This window comes from Bradyrhizobium sp. HKCCYLRH3099, from assembly GCF_051167855.1.
Lineage (GTDB): Bacteria > Pseudomonadota > Alphaproteobacteria > Rhizobiales > Xanthobacteraceae > Bradyrhizobium.
In genome coordinates, this window is record NZ_JBNPTW010000017.1 from 53,896 (window position 1) to 80,675 (window position 26,780).

A 26,780-nucleotide genomic window follows, 5' to 3' on the forward strand; every position below is an offset into this window, starting at 1 on the left:
AGCGAAGCTTTGCTTCGCCCTGGCGGGGCGAGGTTACACCGCGCAAGCCGCAAGAGTGGAATCTCATTCAAGCGAGTGACCGTCAGCGATCACACCGGGTGATGCGACATGTAGGCGGCGGTCTTCAGCACGACCATCAAGGTGAGCAGGGCGGAGGCGCCGGTCAGCACCAGGGCGAAGCGCGTGAGCCGGCCGAGCAGGGCGCGTGTGGCCGCGTTGGCGCGCTCGTCACGAAGAGACCACGACGCACGGTGAAGGTGGTTCTGCTCAGTGGTGAGAGGAGACATCGGATCCATCCCTATCGAGGGCCGGCGAAACCGGCCGTTGTCAGGATGAATATCCTCCGGCATGTCATAGGAATGCAAGACGCGGCCACGGGCGATCGCATAGGAATGATATAAGAGCGCGGTGCGATCCTACTACCAATGTCCGAGCGACGGCACCGCGCTACTCCGCCGCCTCGCTCTTGCCCTCGATCAGCAGCACGTCCAGGCTCTCGATCTCCTGCATCGCGCGTCCCGCGATACCCTGCAGGTCGCCGTACAGCCCCGCCGTCGAATCCAGAACGCCGCGCAGCTGCTCCTCGCGCTTGGCCCAGAGCCGCATCATGGTCTTGCGCTCGCGGTCGAGGTCCGACTGCATTTCTGTGAAGCGCTCGACGATGGCGTCGATGCGGTGGCGGAAGCGGGGGCCCGTGAGATAGGCGTAGACCATCTCCATCTTGGTCTGCTGGCCCTCCTGCGCGAGCTTGCTACAGGCGACGTCGATCAGCGACTGGCGCAGCGCCTGCGACAGCGGCAACGCGAAGCGCGGCTCGGCAACCCAGACGCCGTCGATCAGGTCAAAACCGTCGACGCCCTTGGGCAGCGCGGTCGAGACGATCAGCGCGATGTCGGCCTTGGCCGCGCGCAGATCATCGCGCAGCTTCACCAGCCAGCCATCGCTCCAGTTCTTGGTGCGCTTGGATTCCCACAGGATCGCGCCGCAGGCCTGGCCGCCGGGGCCGACCACGCGATGAATCACGTCGCCGCCGAACTCGCCCTTCGGCACGGGCTCGACGAGGTCGCGCGGAAACCGCGCGCGCAGCTGCGATTCCAGCTCGATTTCCAGCGCCTCTCCCTGCAGCTGTTGCGAGCCCTGCTCGGCCTTGCGGCGGAGCTCCTCGATCTGGCGCTGCATGCCGGCGATCTGGGTCTCCTTCTCGGCGACCTTGGCCTTCAGCGATTCCTCGGCTTCGAGCCGCGCCTTGTCGCGGACAGCAACGAGGTTCTCCTGCACCTTGGTCTCGATGGTGAGATCGAGCTCGCGGCGGGCCTCGTCGAGCTCGCGCTGCTTGCGCAGCATCTCGGCCTGCGCCTTCTGCGCATCCGCGAGCTTGGCATCCTTGCTGACGATCACCTGATGCAGCTCGGCGAGCTGGCGGTCGCGGTTGCCCATCTCATCGGCGACAGCCTGGCGCGCCCGCTCGGCCTCGACCTGCGCGATCGCGGCGCGCTCGGCCTTCAGCTTGGCGGCAACCTGCTGGTCGATCGCGGCCTTGGCTTGCGCGATCTGCTCCTGCGCGGCGCGCAGTTGCGCCTCTCGGCGGCCGAAATCGGCCTCCTTGGCGGCAAGCTGCTTCTCGAACTGCCGGCGCGTCTCCGCGATCAGGGGCGCTGCGAGCTGCTCGGTCAGCTTGATCTCGGTGCGGCAGGAGGGGCAGACGATCTGGGGATCGGTCATGATTCGCATCTCTCCATGGAGATGCAATCTAACCGGCCGCCGCGGGGCGTTTAAGCCACGCGGACGGCTTATCCCGTGCAATTATCCGCGATTCACGCCCCGTGCGGCTTGGCTTCCGGCTCGGTTGTCTCCGCGGGCGCCTTGATCCGGAACCAGGCGACATAGAGCGCCGGCAGGAACAGCAAGGTCAATACGGTGCCGACGATGATGCCGCCCATCATGGCATAGGCCATCGGGCCCCAGAACACCTCGCGCGCGATCGGGATCAGCGCGAGCGAGGCCGCCGCCGCCGTCAGCATGATCGGCCGCATGCGGTGCTCGGTCGCCTCCATCACGGCCTCCCAGGGCGGGTGGCCCTCGTCGCGCAAATGCTCTATCTGCACGATCAGGATGACGGAGTTGCGGATCAGGATGCCGATCAGCGCGAGCACGCCGAGGATGGCGACGAAGCCGAGCGGCGCGCCGCTCGGCAGCAGCGCCGCGACGACGCCGATCAGCGCCAGCGGCGCCACCGCGAACACCAGGAACAGCCGGTGGAAGCTCTGCAGCTGCAGCATCAGGATCGTGGCCATCGTGAACAGCATGATCGGCACGACCGCGACGATCGGCGCCTGGCTCTTGGCGCTTTCCTCGACCGCGCCGCCGGTGACGACCTTGTAGCCGGCCGGAAGCTTGGCGTTGAAGGCTGCAAGCGCCGGCTTGAGCTGATCGACCACCGTGTTCGGCTGCACCTGGTCGATCACGCTGGCCTTCAGGGTCAGCGTCGGCAGCCGCGAGCGGCGCCAGATCTCCGGCTGCTCGATCTGGTAGCGCAGGGTCGCCAGCGCCGCGAGCGGGATCGACTGGCCGTTGGAGCCCGAGAGCTGCAGGTCGCGCAAGGTCTCCAGCGACTGCCGCTCCTTGGCCTGGGCGCGGCCGCGCACGTCGATCAGATAGATGTCGTCGCGCACCTGGGTGATCGAGGTGCCGTCGAGCACGCCGTTCAGCGCGTTGGCGATGTCGGAGGAGGTGACGCCGAGCTGGCGCGCCTTGTCCTGCAGCACGTCGACCTTAACGACGCGTGACGGCTCCATCCAGTCGAAGATGACGGCGCCGAGATGGCTGTTGCCGCGCATCACGCCGGCGAAGTCCTGGGCGATCTCGCGCACCTTCGCCACCTCAGGCCCGCTGACGCGGTACTGCACGGGACGGCCGACCGGCGGCCCGATGTCGAGCAGATGCACGTAGGCGTCAGTGCCGGGGAACGTCTTGGTGAGATAGGCCTGCAGCTTGCCGCGCGCGCGGTCGCGTGCCTCCAGGCTCTTGGTGACGATGATGATCTGGCCGAACGACAGATCGGCCGGCTGCACGTCGAACGACAGCACGAAGCGCTGCGCGCCGGAGCCGACATAGGTCGACCAATGGTCGATGTCGGGATCGCCCTTCAGCGCCTCCTGCTCGAACTTCGCCATCTGCGCGTCGGTCTCGGCAATCGAGGAGTTCTGCGGCAGGTTGAAGTCGATGACCAGCTCGTTGCGGTCGGAGGACGGGAAGAACTGCTGCTGCACGAAGCCCATGCCGAAGACCGACAGCCCGAACACCAGCACGGTCACGATGATCGTCGTCCAGCGATGCCGCATGCAGGCGTTGAGCATGGCGCGGAACATCCGCGTCAGCCGTCCGCCTTCGGCGTGATGGGCCGGCAGCGACGCGGGCAGGATGGTGACGCCGAGCAGCGGCGTGAACAGCACGGCCACGATCCACGACACCACCAGCGACACCGCGATCACGACGAACAGCGTGAAGGTGAACTCGCCGGCGGCGCTATTGTTGAGGCCGATCGGAATGAAGCCGGCGACCGTGACCAAGGTGCCCGTCAGCATCGGGAACGCAGTCGAGGTGTAGACGTAGGTCGCCGCCTTACGCAAGGAATCGCCGACCTCCAGCCGCGCGACCATCATCTCGACCGCGATCATGGCGTCGTCGACCAGCAGGCCGAGCGCGATGATCAGCGCGCCGAGCGAAATGCGCTGCAACGAGATGCCGGTATAGGCCATGAACAGGAAGGTGATCGCGAGCACCAGCGGGATCGAGATCGCCACCACCAGGCCGGCGCGCACGCCGAGGCTGACGAACGAGATCGCAAGCACGATGATGACGGCTTCATACAGAGCCTTGGTGAAGCCGCCGACGGCCTCCTCGACGATCTTGGGCTGGTCCGAGACGAGATGCACGCCGACGCCGACGGGCAGGTCGGCCACGACCTTCGTCATCTCCTCCTTCAGCGCATCGCCGAAATCGAGCAGATTGGCGCCGGCCTTCATGCCGATCGCGAGACCGATCGCGGGCTGGCCGTTGAAGCGGAACAGCGAGGTCGGCGGGTCTTCATAGCCGCGGGTGATGGTGGCGACGTCGGTGAGCGGGAAGAAGCGGTCGTTGATGCGCAGGTTGATCTGCTTCAGGCTCTCTTCCGAGGTGAACTGCCCGGAGACGCGCACGGCGATGCGCTCAGGTCCCGCCTGCAGCACACCGGACGGCGACACGGCATTCTGCGCCTGCAACGCGTTGAGAATGGTGCGCTGGTCGATGCCGAGGGCTGCGACCTTGCGCGGCGAGAATTCGAGATAGATCACCTCGTTCTGCGCGCCGACGATGTCGACGCGGCCGACATTCGGCACCGTCAGCACCTTGGCGCGGACCTCCTCGACGCGGTCGCGCAGCTGGCGCTGGCTCAATCCGTCGCTCGTGAAGGCGTAGATGTTGCCGAACACGTCGCCGAAGCGGTCGTTGAAGCCCGGGCCGACCACGCCCGAGGGGAAGTCGCCCTTGATGTCGTTGATGAGGTTGCGGACTTGCAGCCAGGTCGGCACCACGTCGCGCGCCTTCGTCGTGTCGCGCAGATTGACGAACACCGTGGTCTGGCCGGGCACGGTGAGGCTCTTGGTGTAGTCGAGCGCCGGCAGCTCCTCGAGCTTCTTCTCGATTCGGTCGGTGACCTGCCGCGTCATCTCCTCGGCGGATGCGCCCGGCCATTTGGCCTGGATCAGCATCGTCTTGATGGTGAAGGACGGATCCTCCTCGCGTCCCAGATGCAGGTAGGAGAACAGGCCCGCCGCCATGAAGGCGATCATGAAGTACCAGACCAGCGAGCGGTGCTCGAGCGCCCAGTCGGAGAGATTGAAGGACTTCACGGCTGAGATTCCTGATCGATGCGGATGGCCTGGCCATCCTTGAGACTGTTCACGCCGGCGGTGACGACGCGCTGCCCGGCTTCGAGGCCGCCGGTGACGCGCAGGCTGCCGTCCTCATTGGTGGCGACCGTGATTTCCTGCCGCTTCACCGTCTTGCTCGCGGCATCGACCAGCCAGACGTATCGCTTGTCGTTCTGCTCCAGCACGGCCGAGCGCGGCAGGCGGATGACCATCTTCTGCTCGGCGTCGATGCTGGCCGTGACGGTGGTTCCGAGGCGCATGATCTCAGGCGGGCTTTCCAGCGTGATGCGGATGCGGCGCGTGCGCGTCGTGGCGTCGGCGCGCGGCGCGATCTCGCGCACCTTGCCGGTCGCGCTGACGCTCGGATCGACCTGCAGCCGTACCGTGAACGGCGTGCCTGCCTGCAGGCCGCCGGCGATGTCGTCGCCGACATCGATGACGGCTTCGCGGATGTCCGGCCGCGCCACCGTGACCACGCTCTGGCCGGGCGACACGACCTGGCCGACCTCGGCGCTGACGGCGGTGACGATGCCGGCGAAATCCGCCTTCAGCTGCGCGTAGCCGAGCTGCTCGCGCGCCTTGGCGAGATTGGATTGCGCCTTGATCACCGAGGCCTGTGCGGCCGCGCGCGACTGCTCGGCGCTCTCCAAGGTGGCCTTGGTCGTCGCGTCGGTTTCCAGCAGCGTGCGCTGCCGCCCTTCGGTGCCGGTCGCATTGGTGAGCTGCGCCTGGCTGCGCGAGACCTCGGCCGCGGAGGCGCGCACCGCAAGCTCGAGCGCGGCGGGATCGATCGCCGCCACTACCTGGTCCTGCTTGACGGCGTCGCCGACATAGACGGGCCGCGCGATCAGGCGACCGAGCACGCGGAAGCTCAGATCGGCCTTGTAGCGCGGCTCGATCGTGCCGGTGACCGCGGCGGCGTTGGCCGCCTGCGGCTCGACCTTCATCGACAGCACCGGCCGGACCGGCTCGGGCGCCTCGACCTTCTCGTTGCAGCCGGCGAGCACGCCGAGCGCGAGCAGGGGAAACACCGAACGCATCGGCATCATCATGACCGCGCCTCCTCGTTGAAGCTGATCTGTTGTCCGACGCTCAGGAGCTTGCCGCCCTCGGTGACCACGCGATCACCCGGCTTCAGTCCGCCGGACACGACGATGGCGCCGGTCTCGTAGTCCTCGATGGTGATCGGCTTCAGCGACACCGTCTTGTTCGCGTCGACCAGCCACACCGCCGGAGTCTTGCCGGCCGCGTTCAGCGCGCTCCACGGCAGGATGATGCGCTGTTCCGGCTTGATAAAGCCGGTGGCGCTGACGGCGCTGCCGAGGACCATCTCGGGTGGCGGATTCTCGATCGTGATCTTGACACGGACCGTGCCGGATTTCGGATCGATGGTCGGCGACACCTCGCGCACGGTGCCCTTGGCGGTGACGGACGGATCGGACAGCAGCGCCAGCGCCACCTTGCTGTCGTCGAACTTCAGCGACAGCGCGGCTTCGTAGACGTCGATCACCGCATCGCGGTTGCCGTCATGCGCCAGCGTGAACACTGATTGCGCCGCCTGCGCGACCTGGCCGACCTCGATGTTGCGCGCGGTGATGGTGCCGTCGGCATCGGCGCGCAGCTCGGTATAGGTCAGCGCATCCTTGGCGGTGCCGAGCTGCGCTCTCGCGGCTTCCAGCGAGCCTTCCGCCGTGCGCAAGTTCTCCTGCGCCTGGTCGAATGTCGCGCGGGTCGTGAACCCGCTGGTGATCAGGGTCTGCTGCCGGTTGAAATTGGAGGTTGCGACCTTGACCTGCGACTCCGCGGCGGCGACCGCAGCCTGGGCGGAGTCGAGATCCGCCTGCTGCTCGGCCGGATCGATCCTGGCGAGCACCTGGCCGGCCTTGACGTGCGCGCCGACCTCGACCAGCCGCTCGGTGACCCGGCCGCTGACGCGGAACGACAGCTCGGCCAGCACGCGCGCCTGCACGTCGCCCGTCAACGTAACCGATTGCCGTCGCTCCGACAGTTTCACCACTTCGGTGCGGACAAGCCGGGCCGTCGGCGCGGTCGCGGCCGTCTTCTGCCCGCAGCCAGCGAGCAGCAGCCCGATGGCGGCACAGCCGAACAGGGACAGCAGACGTGAACTGAAGGCGCGCGCGGCGGGGGGAGATCGCGTGGATGACGTCATGGTTGCACGTTGGGACTCGGGGCTGGCGGGTTGATCGTCGTCGGTTCGACCGGGTTTTGAGACCCGGTCCTGAGACCTGCGGTCGTCGTGCGTCCGGCGCGTTCTAGGGCGTTTGCACATCGAGCCGATGAACCCACGCCGGCTTCGCCGGTTGGCAGGGCATGGCCTTCGGGAACAGCAGACCATCGTTCCCTTGACGGCGCGTGAATTAGACAATCATTTCTAGAAAAAAATGTCTAGTAAATTTCCCGTTGGCGGGCTTAAAATCGACGCTGCGGGCCTGAGACGGGGAAAAGCGGCGGGCCGCCAAAATCCGTTTCGCTGCAGCCGGGGCGATCCGAACGAGAGCTGAACCAGACGTGCGACGAAAAGATCCGACGAACGGGGAGGCTGCGGGACGCGCGACCGCCCGGGCGCCGCGCCAGGCGCGCGGGCGGGAGCGGCGCGAGCAGTTGCTCGATGCGGCCGCGGCGCTGATTGCCGAGTCCGGGCTTGCCGCCGTCAGCATGCATGCGGCGGCCGAGCGCGCCGGCGCCTCGATCGGCTCGGTCTATCACTTCTTCCGCGACAAGGATCAGATGCTCGATGCGCTCGCCGAGCGTCACGATGCCGAACTGCAGCCCGCCTTCGATCGCGTGCTGCAGCGGAGCGACGCCGAATGGGCGGCGCTGTCGGCGCCGGAGGTGATCGAGCATCTGATCGGCTGGGCGATCCGCTATTTCGTCCGCCATCCCGACGCGCTGGTGGCGCTCGATCTGCACGACAAGACCATGCACGACGAGTTCAAGGCCCTGATCGACCGCGTGATGCGCGCCAAGCTCGGCGACGAGCTGGGAGCGCAGGCGGCGACCACGCTGGATGCCGTCGTGCTCGGCACGCTGGTGTTCACGCGCGAGCAGGACGCGCGCAGCCGCGACATCGTGGTCGCCGCGTTGCCGGAGGTGATGGCGACCTATCTCGTGGCGCTCGAGGCGAAGCGGAAGCGGAGCTGATCGACCGATGGCCGCGGCGCGCCCGGCGCGGCTATTTGAAGGTCCATTCGCCCTTCTTGCGCGAGAGCGCGACGAGGCGCGGCGAGGCCGTGTCGCCGATCGGCTTGGCCATCAGGATGAGCTCGCCTTCGCCCTCCCAGCGCTCGAACTCATAATGCCACTTGCTGTTGTCGGGCGTGCGGAAGTGCCAGTCCTTCACCAGCCGATCGCGCTTTGCTGGGATCACGTCGATCCCGTCCGGCGGACCTGACGGACCGAGGCGGGATGTGACGGCCACCAGCCAGCGCCGTTCCGGCGAGTAATGCGGTGGGGCGACGATGGCGATTTCATCGCCATTGTCGGCGCGCACCAGCAGCCAGTCGATGCCCACGGAGCGGCCGCGCTCGAGCAGGATGAGGTCGTGATCGGGGAAGTAGCCGGTCAACTGGTACTTGACGCACTCCTCGGTCGCCTCGCCGGCGCATTTGGCGTCCTGATTACGGTACAGCCGGGTGCGCTTGTTGCGGAAGGTGACTTTCAGCGTGGCGCCGCTGCGCTGCGCGACGTCGGGGATCTGCGCGAGACAGGCCGGTTCGGAGCGATCGAGATCGCCACGGCCTTGATCATCGACGCAGCGTCCATCCTGGGAGGGGCGATCGACGATCGAGAAGGCGGGCCGCTCCGCGTGGGCGATCCCGGTACCGATCAGCCCCAGCAGCAGCGCCGGCCAGATTGCATGAAGCCTGCTCATGGCACGTGTCCCGCAGTCGACGGAGCGTCGGCATGATCCACTGGCGTGATCGGCAGCGGTGTCCGATCCTGACAGGAAAGCAGGTGGCGTGCCAACTGCTCGTCGCCGCTGCGGTGACGCTGGCCCGGGAGCCGTTCGACCAGCCAGGCGATGGCGCCCACCACCGCAAAGCTGACGAGCAGCGAGATGCAGAGCAGGCTGAGATAGAGCTTCAGGACCGAGCTTGCGAAACAGGCAAGCGCAATGAGCGCGACAATGGCCAGCCGGCCTTTGACGGAGATCGACATGATGGGGCGTTTCGCTGGATGCTGGTTGTTGTTCTCACTGTAGCGCCGAGGCGGTCGTAGCCAAGCCAAGTCCAGACAGCTGGTAAATTTTGCCGCAAGTTCATGACGACAATCGGACGAGGTTGAACTCGATCGTACTGGTGTTGGCTGACGCTCAACTATCCGTTGCGATGATCCGGTTGTCCGGCCGTGAGCTTCGCGCGATCGTCGCAGGACATCGACGCATGAGATCGGCGTTCGGAAGCGCAGGGGGCGTTGCCGCCAGCTTCGTAAGCGCGTCGCGATCTTGCACCGCTGATCACTCGTGAGGAGCGCAGGCCGGCAGCCTTGCTCCCCGCCGTCATCCCGGCGAAAGCCATAACCATCGAATGTTCTGTGACGCGCGCTGACAGTCGCTTTCTCCGCCTCGGCGCCGCAGGAAATGACATCGCGAGGCGCTCCGGCGCGTGCGCGACAAAATCCATTTCGCCAGCGCTTTCAAGCTGATTTGCCCTGTCCAGTGGGCCCGTGAAATATATATAGCTTTCGCTTTATCGGAAAATATGGTTCTCTCCCTTATCCCGCCTCATGCAGAGGGACGTACGCGTCGTCACGATACGTGGAGGTGGGGAGTGGTGGCCGTGCCTGGCAGCGACAGACGAGCGTTGTCGGCGCGGACGTGAAAGCGTGTGGTCCTGTCGCCCCGAGGCTGGCGTCAAGTCTTCGCGGGAATTGATGACCCCGAAGGCGACGGTGGCTAACAGCCGGACACCGGGGAGAGCGCGCCATAAGCGTGAAAACCATCGCGCAGGGAGGGCTGGATCAAACCGGCTGTACCTGTGGTTCCTGCCCCGTGCATTTTTCTCGCACGGGGGCCACGGGCCTCAGCCGAGGTCCGGTCCTTCCTGCACCCTCTCGCTGCCGAGGGGGACACGGTCGATGCATCACCCGGGCGCGATGTGCCGCGGGATTGCGATCGCATGTCGCGTGATGCCCTGATGTTCGTACTGATTCCTGATGTTAGTACTGCCCCGCTACGCCGCGCTCTTTGAAATGTGAATCAGCTGCTCCCCCCATCGTCGTCCCGGACAAGCCACGACGCGCGACAGCGCGTCGCGGCGCCGATCCGGGGGCCCTGAGAAAAACCTCTCACCCAACCGAGCGTGCGGCACCTTCGTACATGCCCTCCCACAAGGGGAGAGGGCACTGCATTGGACCGCGGCGTTGCGCCTACTGCGCGACCGCCCACGCCGCAAGCACGGCGCGCTCCTCGCCGGTGATCTCGGTGATGTTGCCGGGCGGCATCGCGTTCGACCACGCCGCGTTGCGCGCGATCAGCCGCGCATTGCGCTGGATGTGCTCGGCGGTATCGAGCCGCACGCCCTTGGGCGCGGTGACGATGCCGTCCCAGACGGGCTCAGCCGCGTGGCACATGCTGCAACGGGAGGTCACGATCTCCTCGACCTGCGCGAAGCTCGGCTGCGCGACAGCGGCGGCCTTGGCATCGCGCGGGCCGGCTGCCGACAACAGCAGGATCGCAACCATGCCCGCCGCAGCCACGCCCCACACCCACCATGGCGACGGATTGCCCCTGTGACGCTCGTTGAAGAAGTGCCGGATGACCGGGCCGAGCGCCAGGACGATGGCGACGATCAGCCAATTGTAGCGGGTGCCGAACAGCAGCGGATAGTGGTTGCTGATCATCAGCACCACGACCGGCAAGGTCAGGTAGTTGTTGTGGACCGAACGCTCCTTGCCGGCCTTGCCGAGCTTGGGATCCGGCGCCTCGCCCGCAAGCATCGCGGCGACGATCTTCTTCTGGTTCGGGATGATCACCGCGAACACGTTGGCGACCATGATGGTGCCGATGATCGCGCCGATCTGGTTGAAGGCGCCGCGGCCGCTCAGCACATGCGTGAAGGCATAGGTGAGCGCGACGAGGAAGATGTAACCGCCGATCGCGAACGGCAGCTCATGCCGGGCGAGCCCGCTGCGGCAGGCGGCTTCATACAGCAGCCAGGCCAGCGCCAGCGAGCCGAAGCTGAACAGCCCCGCCTGAACAGGCGTGAGATCGAGGATCGACTTGTCGACCAGGAACAGGTCGGCGTTGAGGTAATACACCACGATCATCAGCACGAAGCCGGACAGCCAGGTGGTGTAGGCCTCCCATTTGAACCAGGTGAGCTCGCTCGGCATCTGCGCCGGCGCCACCAGATATTTGACGATGTGGTAGAAGCCGCCGCCATGCACCTGCCACGCTTCGCCCATCACCCCCTTCGGCAGCCCCTCGCGCGGCTTCAGGCTGAGGTCGAGCGCGATGAAGTAGAACGAACTGCCGATCCAGGCGACGGCCGCGACCACATGCAGCCAGCGGAAGATCAGGCTCAGCCATTCCGATACGATCGAAGCCCACATCGCGGGGTTATCTCCTGGTGCCGTTCATTTGAGTCCGCACGGTGCGACGGGCTCGGTCGTTACCTCTCCCCGCGTGCGGGGAGAGGTCGGATTGCATCGCCAGATGCAATCCGGGCGAGGGCGGCTTTCCGCGAGGTCGGTGGGTGTGGCTGCCCCTCACCCCAACCCTCACAGCGCGAGCGAAGCTCGTCGCGCCCCCGTGAAGAACGGGGAGAGGGAGCGCAGCTTCCGTGCGGCGATGACTCGATCGCTCTCTGCGAATTAACAGCCAACACGAGTCTAGGTGGTACTCGTCCGATGCAATGGACTTCTTCGATGCGATTGCGTTCAATGGGACCAACAGGGAAGCAAGGCAGTCGTGATGAAGAGATCGGGTCTGATCATTCTGGTAGCGGCGCAGTTCGCGCTGACGCAAGCCGCATGGGCGCAGTCTGCATCCGCACCGAAGGCCGCCGCCAAGCGCGCCGAGGCCTGTGCGCCGATCGGGCGGACCGAGGACGGCAAGCTGGTGTACTCGATGAAGTGCGAGACCATCCCGAAGCCGGTCGTGCCCGCGGCCCCGCCGCAGGCCGCCGCTCAACCAGCGCCGGAGCCGGCCGCGGAGCCGGAGCCCGAAACCCAGCGCAGCGGCCTGTTCGGCTGGTCGTACGATCGACGCCCCAAGCAGTAGCCCCCTCATGTCGCGCCTCAGACGTGCTGTGCCGAGGATGCGGCGGCGGCCGCATCGGCCTCCGCAGCCTTGCCGCTGCCGAGCCCGTTGAAGAACGCGTTGAGCAGCACCGCGACGAGCGCGCACAGCAGAATGCCGGATTCCAGCAGCGGCTGCAGATCCCTCGGCAGGTTGTGGAAGAAGCCGGGCGCCGCGAGCGGGATCATGCCGAAGCCGATCGCGATCGCGACGATGAACAGATTGAAGCGGTTGGTCTTGAAGTCGACGGTGGCCAGGATGCGCGCGCCGGTCGCGGCCACCATGCCGAACATCACGAGCCCGGCGCCGCCAAGCACCACCTGCGGCACGGCTTCGACGAGCGCGGCCATCTTCGGCAGCAGGCCAAGCAGCAGCATGATCGCTCCGCCGGTGATCGTGACCCAGCGCGTGCGCACGCCAGTGACGGAGACGAGGCCGACATTCTGCGAGAACGAGGTATAGGGGAAGGTGTTGAAGATGCCGCCGAGCAGGGTGCCGACGCCGTCGGCGCGCAGCCCGCGCGACAGCGCCTCGCGGTCGACGGTCTTGCCGGTCATCTCGCCGAGCGCCAGGAACATGCCGAGCGATTCGATCATCACCACGATCATGACGACGCACATTGTGACGATCGGTACGAGGCTGAACTGCGGCAGGCCGAAGCGGAAGGGGATGACCAGCGCGCCCCAGGGCGCGGCGGCCACCTTGTCGAAATGCATCACCCCGAGCAGCGTGGCGAGCACTGCACCGGCAACGATGCCGAGCAGCACCGAGACGTTGGCGACGAAGCCGGTGCCCCATCGGATCAGGCCAAGGATGAACAGCAGCACGAACAGCGCGATGCCGAGCCCCTGCAACTGGCCATAGTCGGGATTGGGAAACGCGCCGCGCACGCCGTCGACGACCTTGGTGATCGTCGGCTGGCCGCCGCCGGCCCAGTTGATGCCGACGCGCATCAGCGAGATGCCGATGATGAGGATGATGGTGCCGGTCACGACCGGTGGAAACAGCGGCAGCAGCCGGCTGATGAAGGGCGCGACGACGATGCCGAAGATGCCGGCGGCAATCACCGAGCCGTAGATGCCGAGCAGTCCGATGTCGGGCGCGGCGGCCATCGACAGCATCGGTCCGACCGAGGCGAAGGTGACCCCCATCATGACGGGCAGACGGATGCCGACGCCGGGAAAGCCGATGCACTGCACGAGGGTGGCGAGGCCGCAGGCGAACAGATCCGCGCTGATCAGGAAGGCGACATCCTCCGGCGGCAGCTTCAGCGCGCGGCCGATGATCAGCGGCACCGCAACGGCGCCGGCATACATCACCAGCACATGCTGCAGCCCGAGCGCGAGCAGCTTCGGCACGGGCAGCATCTCGTCAACCGGATGTATCGTCTCGCTCATGCGTCCCCCCACTTGATCCCCCAGACGACGTCAGTTGCCAAACTTCTCCTGCAGCTGCGGAAACAGCCGGTCCGGCTTGAACGGCACGGCGGTGAAACGGATGCCGGTCGCGGCGCGGATCGCGTTGCCGAGCGCGGCGGCGACCGGATTGTACGGACTCTCGCTCATCGACTTCGCGCCCAGCGGACCGATGCTGTCATGGGTCGCGGCGAACAGCACCTCAGTGCGCGGCACGTCGGCATAGGACGGCAGATGGTAGTCGCGGAAGCGCGGGTTGACCACGCGCCCGGTGTCATCGATGACGATCTCCTCATACAGCGCGGCTCCCAGCGACTGCGCGACGCCGCCCTCGATCTGGCCTCTGCACTGCATCGGATTGGCGACGCGACCGGCATCCGCGGCCTGCACACTCTTCAAGATCCTGACCACGCCGGTGTGCTTGTTCACGGCGACGCGAAACCCCTGGACGTTGAACGCGACCGAGCGGGGCGTGCCCTGCGAGTTGCCGGTTGCGGTGAGCCGGTCTCCGCCAAAGCTGGCGATGCTTGCGAAGGAGAGCCGCTGCGTGCCGCAACTGACGGCGTTGTCGGCGATCCGGCAGTCGGCCGGATCGACCGTCCAGCGATCAGCCGCGAAGCTCTTGATCCGCTCGACCAGCGCTTCGGCCGCGGCCTGCGTCGCACGCCCCGCCACGAACGTGCCGGTCGAGCCATAGGCGCCGGTGTCGTGACCGCCATGCGCGGTGTCGGATTGCTCGAGGCGGATGCGGTCGACCGTGGTGCCGAGCACGGTCGCGGCGATCTGCCGGTGCACGGTGCTGGTGCCGTTGCCGAACTCTGCGGTGCCGACGGTGAGCGTGAAGCCGCCGTCCTCGCGCAGGCTGATGGTGGCGTCGGCGAAGTGGCCATCGGGCGGCACGGTGTCGATCATGGTCAGCGCGATGCCGTCGCCCGTGAGCCACTCGTCCGACAACTCCGGCGCCGGCGTTTCCGCGGCCATCGCACGCTCGACGAGATCGATGCATTGGTCGAGACCGTAGGAGCCGTACAGCACGTCACTATGGTCGGAGCCCGGCGGCGTCAGCATGGGATCGCCCGGCTTGACGATGTTGCGTCGACGCATTTCGAACGGATCGATGCCGAGCTTGAGCGCCAGCTCATCGATCGCCGCCTCCACGGCGAAGGTCGTCTGCGGCAGGCCATAGCCGCGATAGGCGCCGGCCGGAACGGTGTTGGTGTAGACCGCGAGACCGTCGACCTTCTTGTTCGGACAATTGTAGACCGAGATCGATTCGCCGCAGGCATGAAACAGCACCGGCCCGGCGTGATTGCCGTAGGCGCCGGTGTTGGAAAGCACGTCGAGCTGCAGCGCGGTCAGCCTGCCATCCTTGTCGGCGCCGGCCTTCACCGTGACGCGCATCGGATGCCGCGTCGACGTCGCGATGAACTGCTCCTCCCGAGTGAATTCGAGCTTGACGGGGCGGCCCGTCTTCAGCGCCGCGAGCGCCAGGATGTCCTCGACGAACATCTCCTGCTTGCCGCCGAAGCCGCCGCCGACGCGCGCGCAGAACACGCGGACCTTGTCGGGCGCGAGAGCGAAGATCTCGCACAGTGCGCGTCGCGTCAGGAACGGCACCTGCGTGCTGGAGCGGACGGTGAGCAGGCCGTCATCGTCGAGCCAGGCGAGGCCGCCATGGGTCTCCAGCGCCGCGTGCTGGACTCGCTGCGTCGTGAAGGTCCCTTCGTAGGTCGCCGTAGACGAGGCGAGTGCGGCCGCGACGTCGCCGAACTCGCCATGGGTCTCGGCGGCGATGTTGCGGCTGACATCGGCGATGCGATGCTCGCTGCCGCGGCCAGCGTGAATGAGCGGCGCGCTTGGCGCGATCGCGGCTTCGGGATCGATCACGGCGGGCAGGATCTCGTAGTCGACCACCAGGCGCCTGCAGCCTTCCTCGGCGGCGGCCTCGGACTCGGCGACGACGGCCGCGACCTTCTGGCCGATGAAGCGGACGGTGTCGTCGAGCACGCGGGTGTCGGCCGGATCCATCCAGTTCTGCTCGTGCCGCGCCGTCGAGAACAGCGTCGCCGGCGCATCCTCATGCGTGAGTACCGCATGCACGCCGGGCACCGCGAGCGCGGCGGCCTTGTCGATGCCGATGATCCGGGCATGCGGATGCGGCGAGCGCAGGAGCTTGATGTGCAGCAGGCCGTCGATCGTGGTGTCGAAGGTGTAGCGCGCCTGACCGCGCACGACGTCGGGACCCGCCGGCGCGGGCAGGCTGCGGCCGAAGGCTCCACCGGCGGCGACCTCCTCGACATGCGTGCGGCCGAGCAGCGCGTCCTCGATCGCGCGATAGCCGGTGCAGCGGCACAGATTGCCCTTCAGCGCGGCGTCGAGATCCTTCTTCTGCGCCTGGTTCAGCGACGCGCAGGTGACGATCATGCCGCCGGTGCAGAAGCCGCATTGAAACGCCTGCGCGTCGAGAAAGGCCTGCTGCATCGGATGCAGGCTGTCATCGATGGCGAGACCTTCGACGGTCGTGACCGCCTTGCCGTCGGCGCGAAACGCCGGGATCAGGCAACTGTGCACAGGCTCGCCGTCGAGCAGGACGGTGCAGGCGCCGCAATCGCCGGCATCGCAGCCCTTCTTGACGCCGAAACGGCCGGTGTCGCGCAGGAACGTGCGCAGGCACTGCCCGGGGCGCGGCGCAGCCTCGATGGTTTTGCCGTCGACGATCACGCTCATGGCCTGATGCCTGCGAGTTCGGCGTGGATCTCCTCGGCGAGGCGCAGCGTCATCGCCTTGCGCCAGGCCGGCTTGCCATGGACATCGTCATGATAGAGCGCATCAGGAATGTCGCTGAGAATGCTGGCGCGGAGCGCGGCTTCATCCGGCATGGTGCCGAAGCGGAGCTGCAGCGGCTTCACGGTCGCGCCGGTCACGGTGAGCAGCAGGTCGCCGTCGCGGCCTTGCGTGCCGATCAGCAACGCACCGGACCGGCCGACCGGGCTCAGCGCGATCTGCCTGAATGCGGCGCGCCGCTTCAGCGCGGTCAAGGGAATGTCGATCTGGCGCAGGAGATCGCCGGGCGCGAGCACGTTACTGTTGTTGCCGGTGACGAAGTTTGTGACCGCGATGCGCTGCTCGGTGCCGTCATTTTTCCAGATCGTGCAGATGCCTTCGAGCGCGGCGAGCAGCGAGATCATCGGACCGGCCGGCAGCGACATGCAGAGATTGCCGCCGACGGTCGCCGTCTTCCAGATCTTGAACGAGGCGAGGAATGCCCGGCAGCATTGGTCGATCAACGGCGCCGCGATCCAGTCGGCCGGGCAGGACAGCGCATCGAGCTCGGCGACGCTACAGGTCGCGGCGATGCTGAGCCCGTCCTCGCTGATGGTCAGCGGCGGCCAGGCGAGTTCGCCGAGATCGATCAGCCGCGACAGCTGCGCCTGCGGTTCCGAGAACAGCCAGGTGCCGCCGGCCAGCCAGGCATCGCCTGCCTTCCAGGCGGGCAGCTCGGCCCGCGTTCGCGGGCGCACGACCTCGGTGATGGTGTTCAGGTCCATGGTGACGCAAGCTCATTCGCGCGGCGGATCGCAGGGCAAATCCTTGCAAGACCGACGCCAACTGGCAATAGCTTGACGCTGGCCCTGCGCTTGCAGGCCAACAGGCGATACGAAGACGTCATCAGCGAGACGAGGCAGCCATGAGCACGACGCCGATCTGGATCAAGGACCCGCTCGCCATCCTGGCCGATGACGCCGCGCGCGGTGTCGTCGTCAAGGACGGCCGCATCGTCGAGCTGGTGGCCGCTGGAAAGGCGCCTGCAACCGAGGGCGCCGTCGCGTTCGACGCGAGCGTCCATGTCGTGATCCCCGGACTGATCAACACGCACCATCACTTCTACCAGACGCTGACGCGGGCTCTGCCAGCCGCGATGGACCGCGAGCTGTTCCCCTGGCTGAAGGCGCTCTACCCGATCTGGGCGAAGCTTACGCCGGAGTCGCTGGATGCGGCCGTCACGCTCGCGATGGCCGAGCTGATGCTGTCGGGCTGCACCACCACGACCGATCATCACTACGTGTTTCCCGCCGGCCTCGAAGACGCCGTCGGCATCGAGGTCGCCGCGGCGAAGCGGCTCGGCATCCGCGTGCTGCTGACGCGCGGCTCGATGAACCTGTCGGAGCGCGACGGCGGCCTGCCGCCTGATAGCGTCGTGCAGGACGAGGACACGATCCTGGCCGACAGCGAGCGGGTGGTCGCGACGTATCACGAGCGCGGACCGGATGCGATGGTGCAGATCGCACTGGCACCGTGCTCGCCGTTCTCGGTGACGGGATCCTTGATGCAGAAAACCGCGGCGTTGGCCGACAAGCTCGACGTCCGGCTGCACACGCATCTGGCGGAGACCGAGGACGAGAACCGTTTCTGTGAAGAAATGTTCGGCTGCCGTCCGCTCGATTATCTCGAGCAGAACGGCTGGCTCGGCCCGCGCACCTGGCTGGCGCATGGCATCTTCTTCAACGCCGAGGAGATGAAGCGGCTCGGCAAGGCGAAGACCACCATCAGCCATTGCGCCTGCTCGAACCAGTTGCTCGCCTCGGGCTGCTGCCCGGTCTGCGAGATGGAGGAGGCGGGTGTCGGCATCGGGCTCGGCGTCGACGGCTCCGCCTCCAACGACGGCTCCAATTTGATGCAGGAGGTGCGCGCGGCCTTCCTGCTGCAGCGGGCGCGTTATGGCGTCAGCCGCATCAGCCACAAGGATGCGTTGCGCTGGGCGACCAAAGGCTCGGCCGCCTGTGTCGGCCGGCCGGAGCTCGGTGAGATCGCGGTCGGAAAGGCCGCCGATCTGGCGCTGTTCAAGCTCGACGAGCTGCGCTTCTCCGGTGCCGGCGATCCCATCGCGGCGCTGGTGTTGTGTGGCGCGCATCGCGCCGATCGCGTCATGGTCGGCGGCCGCTGGACCGTCATCGATGGCGTCATTCCGGGCCTCGACGTTGCTGGCCTGATCGGCCGGCACAGCGCGGCGGCGAAGCTGATGCGGGGAGGGTGAGACGACGCTTTGTGGAAAGTGCGATAGTGAAACTCTCTCCCCGCACGCGGGGAGAGAGTTGATGGACGGAGCGGAGCGACTACTTGCCCGGCAGCTTGTCGTCGACGCCCTTGACGTAGAAGTTCATGCCGAGGATCTGGCCGTCGGCGAGATGGTCGCCACCCTTGCACTCGACCTCCTTGCCGTCCTGCGCCACGATCGGGCACTTGAACGGATGCAGCTTGCCGGAGGTGATCGCGGCCTGGGTCTCCTCGGCCATCTTCTTCACGTCGTCGGGCATGTTGGTATAGGGCGCCATCTCGAACATCTTGGAGTCGAGGCCGCCCCAGGTGTCCTCCGACTTCCAGGTGCCGTCGAGCTCGGCCTTGACGCGGGAGATGTAGTAGGGACCCCAGGTGTCGAGGATCGAGGTCAGCTGCGCCTTCGGGCCGAACTTGATCATCTCGGAATCCTGGCCGAAGGCGAGCTTACCGCGCTCGGCCGCGACCTGCATCGCCGCCGGGCTGTCGGTGTGCTGCATGATGATGTCGGCGCCCTGGTCGAGCAGCGCCTTGGCGGCATCGGCCTCCTTGCCGGGATCAAACCAGGTGTTGACCCAGATGATCTTGACCTTGATGTTCGGATTGATCGACTGCGCGCCGAGCATGGTGGCGTTGATGCCGGAGACGACCTCGGGGATCGGGAACGAGCCGATATAGCCGAGCACGCCGGCCTTCGACATCTTGGCCGCGATCTGGCCCTGGATGTAGCGGCCCTGGTACCAGCGGCCCGAATAGGTCGACATGTTCTTGTCGCGCTTGTAGCCGGTGGCGTGCTCGAAATGCACGTTCGGGTACTTCTTGGCGACCTTCAGGGTCGGGTCCATGTAGCCGAACGAGGTCGTGAAGATCAGCTTGTTGCCGGCGCGGACGAGCTGCTCGATGGCGCGCTCGGAGTCCGGCCCCTCCGGCACGTTTTCGAGATATGTGGTCTCGATCTTGTCGCCGAGCTCCTTGACCAGCGCCTGCCGGCCGAGCTCGTGCTGATACGTCCAGCCGAGATCGCCGATCGGGCCGAGATAGATGAAGCCGACCTTCAGCTTGTCGGCGGCATGCGCGACGCCGGCGATGCTTCCCGCCAGCACCAGCGCGGCGGCCGCACCCAGAAGCCTTTTCATCATGGTCAATCTCTCCAAACGGTCAGGGGAAAAACCAGAGATCCCGAGCGTCGCGCCCCATCGCAGGCGCTCGGGGTGAAGTCTCTAGCGATCCGGCACGAACACCGTGCCCAGCGCTGCCGGCGCCGTCGAGCCGCCGGTGCGGGCGCGCGACAGCAGCACCAGCACGATCACGGTGGCCAGATAAGGCAGCGCCGACATGAATTGCGAGGGAATGCCGACGCCCGCGCCTTGCGCATGCAGCTGCAGGATCGTCACCGCGCCGAACAGATAGGCGCCGATCACCAGCCGGCCGGGCCGCCAGGATGCGAACACGACCAGCGCCAGCGCGATCCAGCCGCGGCCCGCGGTCATGCCGGGAATGAAGAAGGGCGTGTAGGCGAGCGGCAAATAGGCGCCGGCCAGTCCGGCGCAGCCGCCGCCGAACAGGACGGCAAGCAGTCGGATGCGCAGCACGGGATAGCCGAGCGCATGCGCGGAGACGTGGTTGTCGCCGCAGGCGCGCAGCACGAGGCCGGCGCGGGTGCGATACAGGAACCACCAGACGGCGACGATCAAGATGAGCGACAGATAGACGAAGGCGTCCTCGCCGAACAGGATGCGGCCGACCAGCGGGATATCGGTCAGACCGGGGATGGCGAGTTTCGGTGCGGTGGTGATGCGTTCGCCGACGAAGCGGGCGCCGATCAGGCCGGACAGGCCGATGCCGAGGATGGTCAGCGCGAGGCCGGTCGCCACCTGGTTGACGGCAAGGCCGAGCGTCATGAAAGCGAAGATCAGCGACATCAGCATGCCCGCGACGATGCCGCAGAGCGCGCCGACGATGATCGAGCCCGACAGCCACGCGCCCGCGAAGCCGCAGGCGGCGCCGACGATCATCATGCCCTCGACACCGAGATTGAGCACGCCGGCGCGCTCGGTGACCAGCTCGCCGGTGGCGGCCAGCAGCAGCGGTGTCGATGCGGCGAGCACCGACAGGATGATGGCTTCAACGAGCAGCACTTTGCACCTGCCGCGCGGCGGAGACGAGCTTGAAGCGATAGAGGATGAGCGAGTCGCAGGCGAGCACGTAGAACAGCAGAATGCCCTGGAACACCTTGGTGACGTCGAGCGGAATCTTCATCGTGATCTGGGCCTGTTCTCCACCGATGAACGTCAAGGCGAGGAAAAGCCCTGCAATGAGTATTCCAATCGGGTTCAGCCGGCCGAGGAAGGCCACGATGATCGCGGTAAAGCCATAGCCGGGCGAGATGCCGGGTTGCAGATGCCCGATCGGTCCGGCGACCTCGATGATGCCCGCGAGGCCGGCCAGGGCGCCCGAGACGGCGAAGGTCAGGAGGATGAGCTGATTGGCATTAAAGCCGCCGAAGCGCGCCGCGCGCGGCGCGACGCCGACGACGCGGATCTCGAAGCCCTTGATGGTGCGGTCAAGCAGCACGAACGCTGCGGCGACGACGATGAGCGCGATGATGCTGCCGAGATGCAGGCGGCCGCCCTCGATCAGCACCGGCACGGTCGCGACCGGATCGAACTCCGCCGTGGTCGGGAAGTTGAAACCGGCCGGATCACGCCAGGGCCCGCGGACGAGATAGTCGAGCAGGAGGTCGGCGACATAGACCAGCATCAGGCTGGTGAGGATTTCGCTGGCGCCGAACTTCACCCGGCACAGCGCCGGGATCAGTGCATAGAGCGCGCCGGCCACCGCGCCCGCAACCAGCATGGCCGGCAACACCCATTGTCCAGCGTCGGTGCCTTGCGTCTTCACCGCGATCCAGCTGCCCGCGACCGCGCCGATCAGGAACTGGCCCTCGGCGCCGATGTTCCAGGCATTGGCGAGATAGCACAGCGACAGACCGATCGCGATCATCACCAGCGGTGTCGCCTTCACCGCGATCTCCTGCAGCGAATAGCCGTCGGTCAGCGGCGCGATGAAGTAGACGCCGAGCGCGGTGAGCGGGTTCTTGCCGAGGATGGCGAACAGCACGCTCATGGTGACGAGCGTCAGCCCGATCGCAATCAGGGGCGACACCAGGGCGATGGTGCGCGAGCGCTCGGCGCGCTTCTCAAGCACCAACTGCATGCGCGGCCTCCTTCTGGTCGAGACTGGCGCCGCCCATCAGCAGGCCGAGCTTTTCGCGGGTGGCGTCCGCGCGAGGCAGCGCCTCCGAGAGATGGCCGTGGAACATCACCGCGATACGATCGGCGATTTCGATGAGCTCGTCGAGATCCTGGCTGGTGACGAGCACCGCGGCGCCCGCGCTGGCGAGATCGATCAGCGCCTGGCGGATGATCGCCGCGGCACCTGCGTCGACGCCCCAGGTCGGCTGGTTGACGATCAGCACCGCCGGCCCGCGCAGGATCTCGCGGCCGACGACGAACTTCTGCAGATTGCCGCCGGACAGACTAGCGGCTTCCGGGTCGCGCTTGGCTTTGCGGACATCGAACGTCTCGGTGGTGCGATCGACGGTGCGCAAGGTGGCAGCGGCGTTGATGAAGCCGTGGCGGACCATGTCGCTGGCGGCATGGCCGGTGAGCAGCGCGTTTTCCGACAGCCTCATGCGCGGCGCGGTGCCGTGGCCCAGCCGTTCCTCGGGGACGAAGGCTGCGCCCATCTTGCGGCGCTGCGTGATCGAGAGATGGCCGCAGGCGAGGCCGTCGATGATGATCGTGCCGGGCTCCTTGACGAGACGTTCGCCGGACAGCGCCGCGAACAACTCGTCCTGGCCGTTGCCGGCGACACCGGCGATGCCCAGGATCTCGCCGCCCTTCAGTTCGAAGGAGATGTTCTGCAGCCGGACACCGTGCAACTCGGCGGGCGCAAGCGTGAGATCATTGACGACGAGGCGCGGCACGGTGGTACGCCGCTCGGCCGGAGGCTTCACCTCCTTGATCTCGGTGCCGACCATCATGCGGGCCAGGGACGCGGCGGTCTCGAGCTTCGGATTTGTGGTCGCGACCTTCCTGCCGCCGCGCAGGATGGTGGCGGTGTCGCAGAGCCGCTTCACCTCGTCGAGCTTGTGGCTGATGTAGAGGATGGCGCGGCCCTCCGCCTTCAGCCGCTCCAGCACCACGAACAGCTGGTCGGCTTCCTGCGGCGTCAGCACGGCGGTGGGCTCATCCAGGATCAGGAATTTCGGGTTCTGCATCAGCGCCCGCACGATCTCGATGCGCTGGCGCTCGCCGACCGACAATTGCCAGACCTCGCGGTTCGGATCGAGCGGCAGGCCATAGTCGCGCGCGACATCGGCGAGCCGCGCCGAGATCGCCTTGAACGGCTCCTTGCCGTCGAGCCCCAGCGCGACGTTTTCGGCGACGGTGAGATTGTCGAACAGCGAGAAGTGCTGGAACACCATGCCAATGCCGAGCGAGCGCGCCTCGGCCGGTCCGGACAGCTTGATCGGAGCGCCTTGCCAGAGCAGTTGCCCTGCGCTGGGCTGCACGAGCCCGTAGATCGTCTTCACCAGGGTCGACTTGCCCGCGCCGTTCTCGCCCAGCAGTGCGTGGATCTCGCTCGGGACAATCTCGATGTCGATGCGGTCATTGGCGAGAAAGTCGCCGTAGCGCTTGGTCAGTCCGACCGTCTGCAACAGCGGATGCGAGGTCTGAGGAGTGGCCGGCGCGGGGTCAAGCATGTGCGTCTGGACAGAAATGGAACTGCCTCAATTGTGAGCTAATTTGCGGCGGCGCGTAAGAGCCGAAAAGCGCCAACCTGTGCTCAACTCTTGCCCAGCACAGCCACGACTTGGGGGGGGGAGAGCCAAGTTGCAGCATCCATTGCCCGCAACTTTCCACGCGGGCGGTCCGAACTAACATGTGGCACTTTTGCGACAGTCGTTGAAATTACACCGGGCCGCAGCATCCTGCCCGTTGGATGAGCAGCGTCATGTCATGAGCGTGGGAGACCTGAGCTCGCGAGGCAAGGCGGGCGCAAAGGCCGCAAATCCGGCGCTGCCGTGTTTCGGAAAAACTCAGCAATGTGAAGCGCGAAGATCGGATTCTGCCGCGATTGCCGCGCGGCGAATCGTCTCACGCCCCGCGGGCAGGTCGGCCGCGCCGTGGTTCAACAAGGCGGAACTTTGGTCAAACCGCGAGCAAGGCCTGGAGAAAGTTGAGGCTTCTCGGACCTCAGGAACGGCGCAACTGTGCAAGGCAAGTCGGGAATCGGCGCTTGTTAATTGGGGGTGTTGAAATGTCGTTTCGTCAATCCATCGCGGCTGCCATGGTGCTCGGCGCGGCCGCGCTGACTTCGGTCGGTGTCGCCGGCGCCGCCGATCTGCCGGCCAAGGCCATCGCCAAGAAGGCGCCGGCCGACGTGCCGTTCTTTCTCGTCGTCGACAACCGCGTCAGCTACTCCTATATCTTCAACGCGGTTCAGCCGGGCGCGTGGAGCGTGAAGCCCAACGGCGGCTTCGACCCGAACACGGCCAAGCAGGTCTACTCGTTCACCCATTTCGACGTCTGGGGCTACGGCACCAACTTCTTCACCATCTCGCTGTTCAAGTCTGACCACAACGACCCGGCCGGGCCATGCACGCAGACCGGCGGCATCGTCTCGCCCAATGCCGGCTTCGCGTTCACGCCGGCGACCTGCGCCGGCGCCACCGAGATCTATGGCCTGTTCCGCTCGACCTTCGGCTGGAACCAGATCTTCAACACCAAGGCCTTCACGGTTGGCCCGCTGCAGAACATCTCGTTCGAAGTGGGCATGGATGCCAACACCGAGAACCGCTATTTCGGCGCCGCCAAGCGTGACGTCGTCGCCGGTCTGCAGTTCGCGTTCAACCTGCCCTACAAGGGCTATTTCAACGTCGCGCCACTGATGTACTGGGAGTTCGCTAACCACAATTCCTTCACGCAGTGTGGTGCGGGCTGGTCGAATCCCTGCATCGTCGACGGCAACACCAAGTTCAAGCCGACCTGGGCGGTCGAGACCAACTACTACATGGATCTTGGCTTCCTGCCGGAGAGCATGCAGTTCTTCTCGATTTCGGGCCGCGCTGGCTGGTATGGCAAGAAGGGCACCGACGCCGAGCCGCTGCCGGCCAGTGTCGCCAACGGCGTCTATCCGACGAAGATCGAGTTCAACTCCGAGCCGATCCGCCTGACGCTGGATGCGTCCAAGGCGATGTGGGGCGACAAGTACAGCCACATGGTCGATGTCTGGGTCGCCTATCGCTACTGGCAGAACAAGTTCGGCCTCGACCACAACAATGCTGTCGGTTGCTCGGTCGCCGGGGCTGGGGGCAATCGTGTCAGCACGGGCGCTTGCACCGAGTCGTCGCTTTACTCGGGTGTGACCGTCAAGTTCTGATCGACTGTCGATCTTCTGAGCGCCGCGGCAATCGTCGCGGCGTTCTCCTTCTGAGAGATCATTTGTCCCAGACGCCGACGTGGAGCGCGGCCGCCTCGTTCTCCAGCAGCGGCCCGACGACCTCCGTGGCGCGCTGCCCGCTGGCGAACACGTCACGGCATGGCAGGTCGAGGGTCGGATTTTCCGGATGGTTGCCGGTGAAGTCGCGCAGCCGCCGCTCGCTCAGGCCATAGACGACCCGGCCGATGCCGGCCCAGTAGATCGCGCCGGCGCACATCGCACAGGGTTCGGCCGAGGAATACAGCGTGGCTGCAGCCCGAATCTCCGGTTCGACCGAGGTACAGGCCTGCGTCGCGACCAGCCGCTCGGCATGCGCGGTGGCATCTCGGGACGGCATGTAGCCGTTCTCGGCTTCGATCAGCACACGGCCGCCGGCGTCGACGAGAATGGCAGCGAAGGGGTGGTTGCCATGCGCCAGTGATCGGCGCGCGACGGCAAAGCTGTGGCGGAGGAAATGCGCATCGCGTTCTTCTGCATCAGCAGGTCTGGTCTCGTCCGTTGGACTTTCGCCGCTCACAATCGACCCTCCGCTCTACCGTCCGATGCTGCGCCGTTCCGCCGGAACGCGCAAGGGAACCCGATGCGGCAAGGCCGCGTTCTCGCGGCGTCGACAACGGGACAAGCAGGCGGGCAATGGCGGCGAACACGGATTCGAAGGTTGCGGTGTACGCCGCACTCGCTGGAAATCTGCTCGTTGCCTGCACCAAGATCGCAGCCGCGGTCTGGACGGGCAGCTCGGCGATGATGAGCGAGGCCATCCACTCCGTGGTCGACACCTCGAACGAGCTCGTCCTGCTGTATGGCTTCTATCGCGCCGGCCGCCTGCCCGATCGAAAGCATCCGCTCGGCCATGGGCGCGAGCTGTACTTCTGGAGCTTCATCGTTGCGCTGCTGCTGTTTGCGCTGGGCGCTGGCGTCTCGCTGTATGAAGGCGTCGCGCATCTGATGCAGCCGGAGCCGATCGAGAATCCGGCCGTCAATTATGTCGTGCTTGGCTTGTCCTTCATCTTCGAGGCCGCTTCGTGGTGGGTGGCGGTCAAGCGCTTTCGCGCCTCGGCCCCGGAGCTGTCCTACATCGAGGCGTTCCGGCGCAGCAAGGATCCGCCGGCCTTCATGGTGGTGTTCGAAGACAGTGCGGCACTGATCGGCATCGTCATCGCGGCTGCGGCGACCGCTGCGGCGGTGACGTTCGACGAGCCGGCCTGGGACGGCATCGGCTCGATCCTGATCGGGCTGGTGCTGGCCGGGACGTCCATCGTCCTGGCGCGTGAGAGCAAGAGCCTCCTGATCGGCGAGCCGGCGGATCCGGAGCTGGCAAGCTCGGTGCTGGAGATCGCACGGACGTCGGCAGGCGTGCGCGCGGCCAACGGCCTGCTCACGGTACAGCTGTCGCCGCAACAGGTCGTGGTCGCGCTCAGCATCGAGTTCGCCGATGAGCTGCGCGCCGACGATATCGAGCGCGCCGTCGTCGCGATCGAGACTGAGCTGCGTGCTCGCCATCCGGTCATCGCGACGCTGTTCGTGAAGCCGCAGACCGCTCATCGCTTCCGAGAGATGAGCGAGCGCGAGTTGGGGGGATCGGCGCCGGCCGAGACATGATCGTCCGTCGCCGGCGCACCATCCCCTGTG

Annotated in this window: 21 protein-coding genes; 5 read left to right on the forward strand and 16 right to left on the reverse strand. The window is 66.4% G+C overall.

The window, feature by feature from the left end; translation table 11 throughout:
• Nucleotides 1-89 precede the first annotated feature (89 nt).
• From ACQR1Y_RS26570 to ACQR1Y_RS26590, 5 genes are all read right to left on the reverse strand, one after another.
• Nucleotides 90-287, reverse strand: coding sequence for a hypothetical protein (locus ACQR1Y_RS26570; RefSeq protein ID WP_434855946.1), 198 nt, complete (start codon nucleotides 285-287; stop codon nucleotides 90-92).
• Nucleotides 288-447: 160 nt separating this feature from the next.
• Entirely contained in the window at nucleotides 448-1,722 is a 1,275-nt protein-coding gene (locus ACQR1Y_RS26575; RefSeq protein WP_434877110.1) for a DUF2130 domain-containing protein, read from the reverse strand.
• 92 nt (nucleotides 1,723-1,814) lie between these two features.
• Nucleotides 1,815-4,892 carry an efflux RND transporter permease subunit gene (locus ACQR1Y_RS26580; protein ID WP_434877109.1) on the reverse strand — a complete coding sequence of 1,026 codons (3,078 nt, stop codon included), beginning with the start codon at nucleotides 4,890-4,892 and terminating at the stop codon, nucleotides 1,815-1,817.
• A complete protein-coding gene (locus tag ACQR1Y_RS26585) occupies nucleotides 4,889-5,965 on the reverse strand; it encodes an efflux RND transporter periplasmic adaptor subunit (protein ID WP_434877108.1) in 1,077 nt (358 codons plus the stop codon). Before ACQR1Y_RS26585 ends, ACQR1Y_RS26580 begins: the two co-directional genes overlap by 4 nt.
• A complete protein-coding gene (locus ACQR1Y_RS26590) occupies nucleotides 5,962-7,083 on the reverse strand; it encodes an efflux RND transporter periplasmic adaptor subunit (protein ID WP_434877107.1) in 1,122 nt (373 codons plus the stop codon). The genes ACQR1Y_RS26585 and ACQR1Y_RS26590 overlap by 4 nt, the downstream gene beginning before the upstream one ends.
• 359 nt (nucleotides 7,084-7,442) lie before the next feature.
• Here ACQR1Y_RS26590 and ACQR1Y_RS26595 point away from each other — a divergent pair, with 359 nt between their 5' ends.
• Complete coding sequence (locus tag ACQR1Y_RS26595) at nucleotides 7,443-8,075, forward strand: TetR/AcrR family transcriptional regulator (protein ID WP_434877106.1); 633 nt, start codon at nucleotides 7,443-7,445, stop codon at nucleotides 8,073-8,075.
• A 31-nt stretch (nucleotides 8,076-8,106) separates the two neighbouring features.
• On the opposite strand, the gene ACQR1Y_RS26600 is transcribed toward ACQR1Y_RS26595, so the two are convergent.
• The 3 genes from ACQR1Y_RS26600 to ACQR1Y_RS26610 all read right to left on the reverse strand — a co-directional run bounded on the left by ACQR1Y_RS26600 (nucleotide 8,107) and on the right by ACQR1Y_RS26610 (nucleotide 11,486).
• Complete coding sequence (locus ACQR1Y_RS26600) at nucleotides 8,107-8,805, reverse strand: hypothetical protein (RefSeq protein ID WP_434877105.1); 699 nt, start codon at nucleotides 8,803-8,805, stop codon at nucleotides 8,107-8,109.
• Nucleotides 8,802-9,092 (reverse strand): hypothetical protein, encoded by a 291-nt coding sequence (locus tag ACQR1Y_RS26605; RefSeq protein ID WP_434877104.1) that lies wholly within the window; start codon nucleotides 9,090-9,092, stop codon nucleotides 8,802-8,804. Before ACQR1Y_RS26605 ends, ACQR1Y_RS26600 begins: the two co-directional genes overlap by 4 nt.
• A 1,209-nt stretch (nucleotides 9,093-10,301) precedes the next feature.
• A complete protein-coding gene (locus ACQR1Y_RS26610; protein WP_434877103.1) occupies nucleotides 10,302-11,486 on the reverse strand; it encodes a urate hydroxylase PuuD in 1,185 nt (394 codons plus the stop codon).
• Nucleotides 11,487-11,847: 361 nt separating this feature from the next.
• Between ACQR1Y_RS26610 and ACQR1Y_RS26615 the strand changes: the two genes are divergently transcribed.
• Nucleotides 11,848-12,156, forward strand: a complete 309-nt coding sequence (locus tag ACQR1Y_RS26615) for a hypothetical protein (protein WP_434855937.1) — start codon at nucleotides 11,848-11,850, stop codon at nucleotides 12,154-12,156.
• Nucleotides 12,157-12,173: 17 nt separating this feature from the next.
• On the opposite strand, the gene ACQR1Y_RS26620 is transcribed toward ACQR1Y_RS26615, so the two are convergent.
• The 3 genes from ACQR1Y_RS26620 to ACQR1Y_RS26630 are packed head-to-tail and all read right to left on the reverse strand — an operon-like array spanning nucleotide 12,174 to nucleotide 17,137.
• Nucleotides 12,174-13,571 carry a nucleobase:cation symporter-2 family protein gene (locus tag ACQR1Y_RS26620; RefSeq protein ID WP_434877102.1) on the reverse strand — a complete coding sequence of 466 codons (1,398 nt, stop codon included), beginning with the start codon at nucleotides 13,569-13,571 and terminating at the stop codon, nucleotides 12,174-12,176.
• Nucleotides 13,572-13,601: 30 nt separating this feature from the next.
• Nucleotides 13,602-16,316, reverse strand: coding sequence for a molybdopterin-dependent oxidoreductase (locus ACQR1Y_RS26625; RefSeq protein WP_434877101.1), 2,715 nt, complete (start codon nucleotides 16,314-16,316; stop codon nucleotides 13,602-13,604).
• A complete protein-coding gene (locus ACQR1Y_RS26630) occupies nucleotides 16,313-17,137 on the reverse strand; it encodes an FAD binding domain-containing protein (protein ID WP_434877100.1) in 825 nt (274 codons plus the stop codon). Before ACQR1Y_RS26630 ends, ACQR1Y_RS26625 begins: the two co-directional genes overlap by 4 nt.
• 140 nt (nucleotides 17,138-17,277) lie before the next feature.
• Between ACQR1Y_RS26630 and ACQR1Y_RS26635 the strand changes: the two genes are divergently transcribed.
• Nucleotides 17,278-18,624 carry an 8-oxoguanine deaminase gene (locus ACQR1Y_RS26635; protein ID WP_434877099.1) on the forward strand — a complete coding sequence of 449 codons (1,347 nt, stop codon included), beginning with the start codon at nucleotides 17,278-17,280 and terminating at the stop codon, nucleotides 18,622-18,624.
• Nucleotides 18,625-18,703: 79 nt separating this feature from the next.
• Here ACQR1Y_RS26635 and ACQR1Y_RS26640 read toward each other — a convergent pair whose 3' ends face one another.
• From ACQR1Y_RS26640 to ACQR1Y_RS26655, 4 genes are all read right to left on the reverse strand, one after another.
• On the reverse strand, nucleotides 18,704-19,783 hold the full coding sequence (locus tag ACQR1Y_RS26640) for a BMP family ABC transporter substrate-binding protein (protein ID WP_434877098.1): 1,080 nt from the start codon (nucleotides 19,781-19,783) through the stop codon (nucleotides 18,704-18,706).
• Between the two features lie 81 nt (nucleotides 19,784-19,864).
• Nucleotides 19,865-20,782, reverse strand: coding sequence for an ABC transporter permease (locus ACQR1Y_RS26645; protein WP_434877097.1), 918 nt, complete (start codon nucleotides 20,780-20,782; stop codon nucleotides 19,865-19,867).
• Complete coding sequence (locus ACQR1Y_RS26650) at nucleotides 20,769-21,860, reverse strand: ABC transporter permease (protein ID WP_434877096.1); 1,092 nt, start codon at nucleotides 21,858-21,860, stop codon at nucleotides 20,769-20,771. The genes ACQR1Y_RS26645 and ACQR1Y_RS26650 overlap by 14 nt, the downstream gene beginning before the upstream one ends.
• A complete protein-coding gene (locus ACQR1Y_RS26655; protein ID WP_434877095.1) occupies nucleotides 21,844-23,412 on the reverse strand; it encodes an ABC transporter ATP-binding protein in 1,569 nt (522 codons plus the stop codon). The genes ACQR1Y_RS26650 and ACQR1Y_RS26655 overlap by 17 nt, the downstream gene beginning before the upstream one ends.
• A 557-nt stretch (nucleotides 23,413-23,969) precedes the next feature.
• Between ACQR1Y_RS26655 and ACQR1Y_RS26660 the strand changes: the two genes are divergently transcribed.
• Complete coding sequence (locus tag ACQR1Y_RS26660; protein ID WP_434877094.1) at nucleotides 23,970-25,091, forward strand: hypothetical protein; 1,122 nt, start codon at nucleotides 23,970-23,972, stop codon at nucleotides 25,089-25,091.
• Nucleotides 25,092-25,149: 58 nt separating this feature from the next.
• Here ACQR1Y_RS26660 and ACQR1Y_RS26665 read toward each other — a convergent pair whose 3' ends face one another.
• Complete coding sequence (locus tag ACQR1Y_RS26665) at nucleotides 25,150-25,668, reverse strand: nucleoside deaminase (protein ID WP_434855927.1); 519 nt, start codon at nucleotides 25,666-25,668, stop codon at nucleotides 25,150-25,152.
• Nucleotides 25,669-25,784: 116 nt separating this feature from the next.
• Between ACQR1Y_RS26665 and ACQR1Y_RS26670 the strand changes: the two genes are divergently transcribed.
• A complete protein-coding gene (locus ACQR1Y_RS26670; protein WP_434877093.1) occupies nucleotides 25,785-26,750 on the forward strand; it encodes a cation diffusion facilitator family transporter in 966 nt (321 codons plus the stop codon).
• The last annotated feature ends 30 nt before the right edge of the window (nucleotides 26,751-26,780 follow it).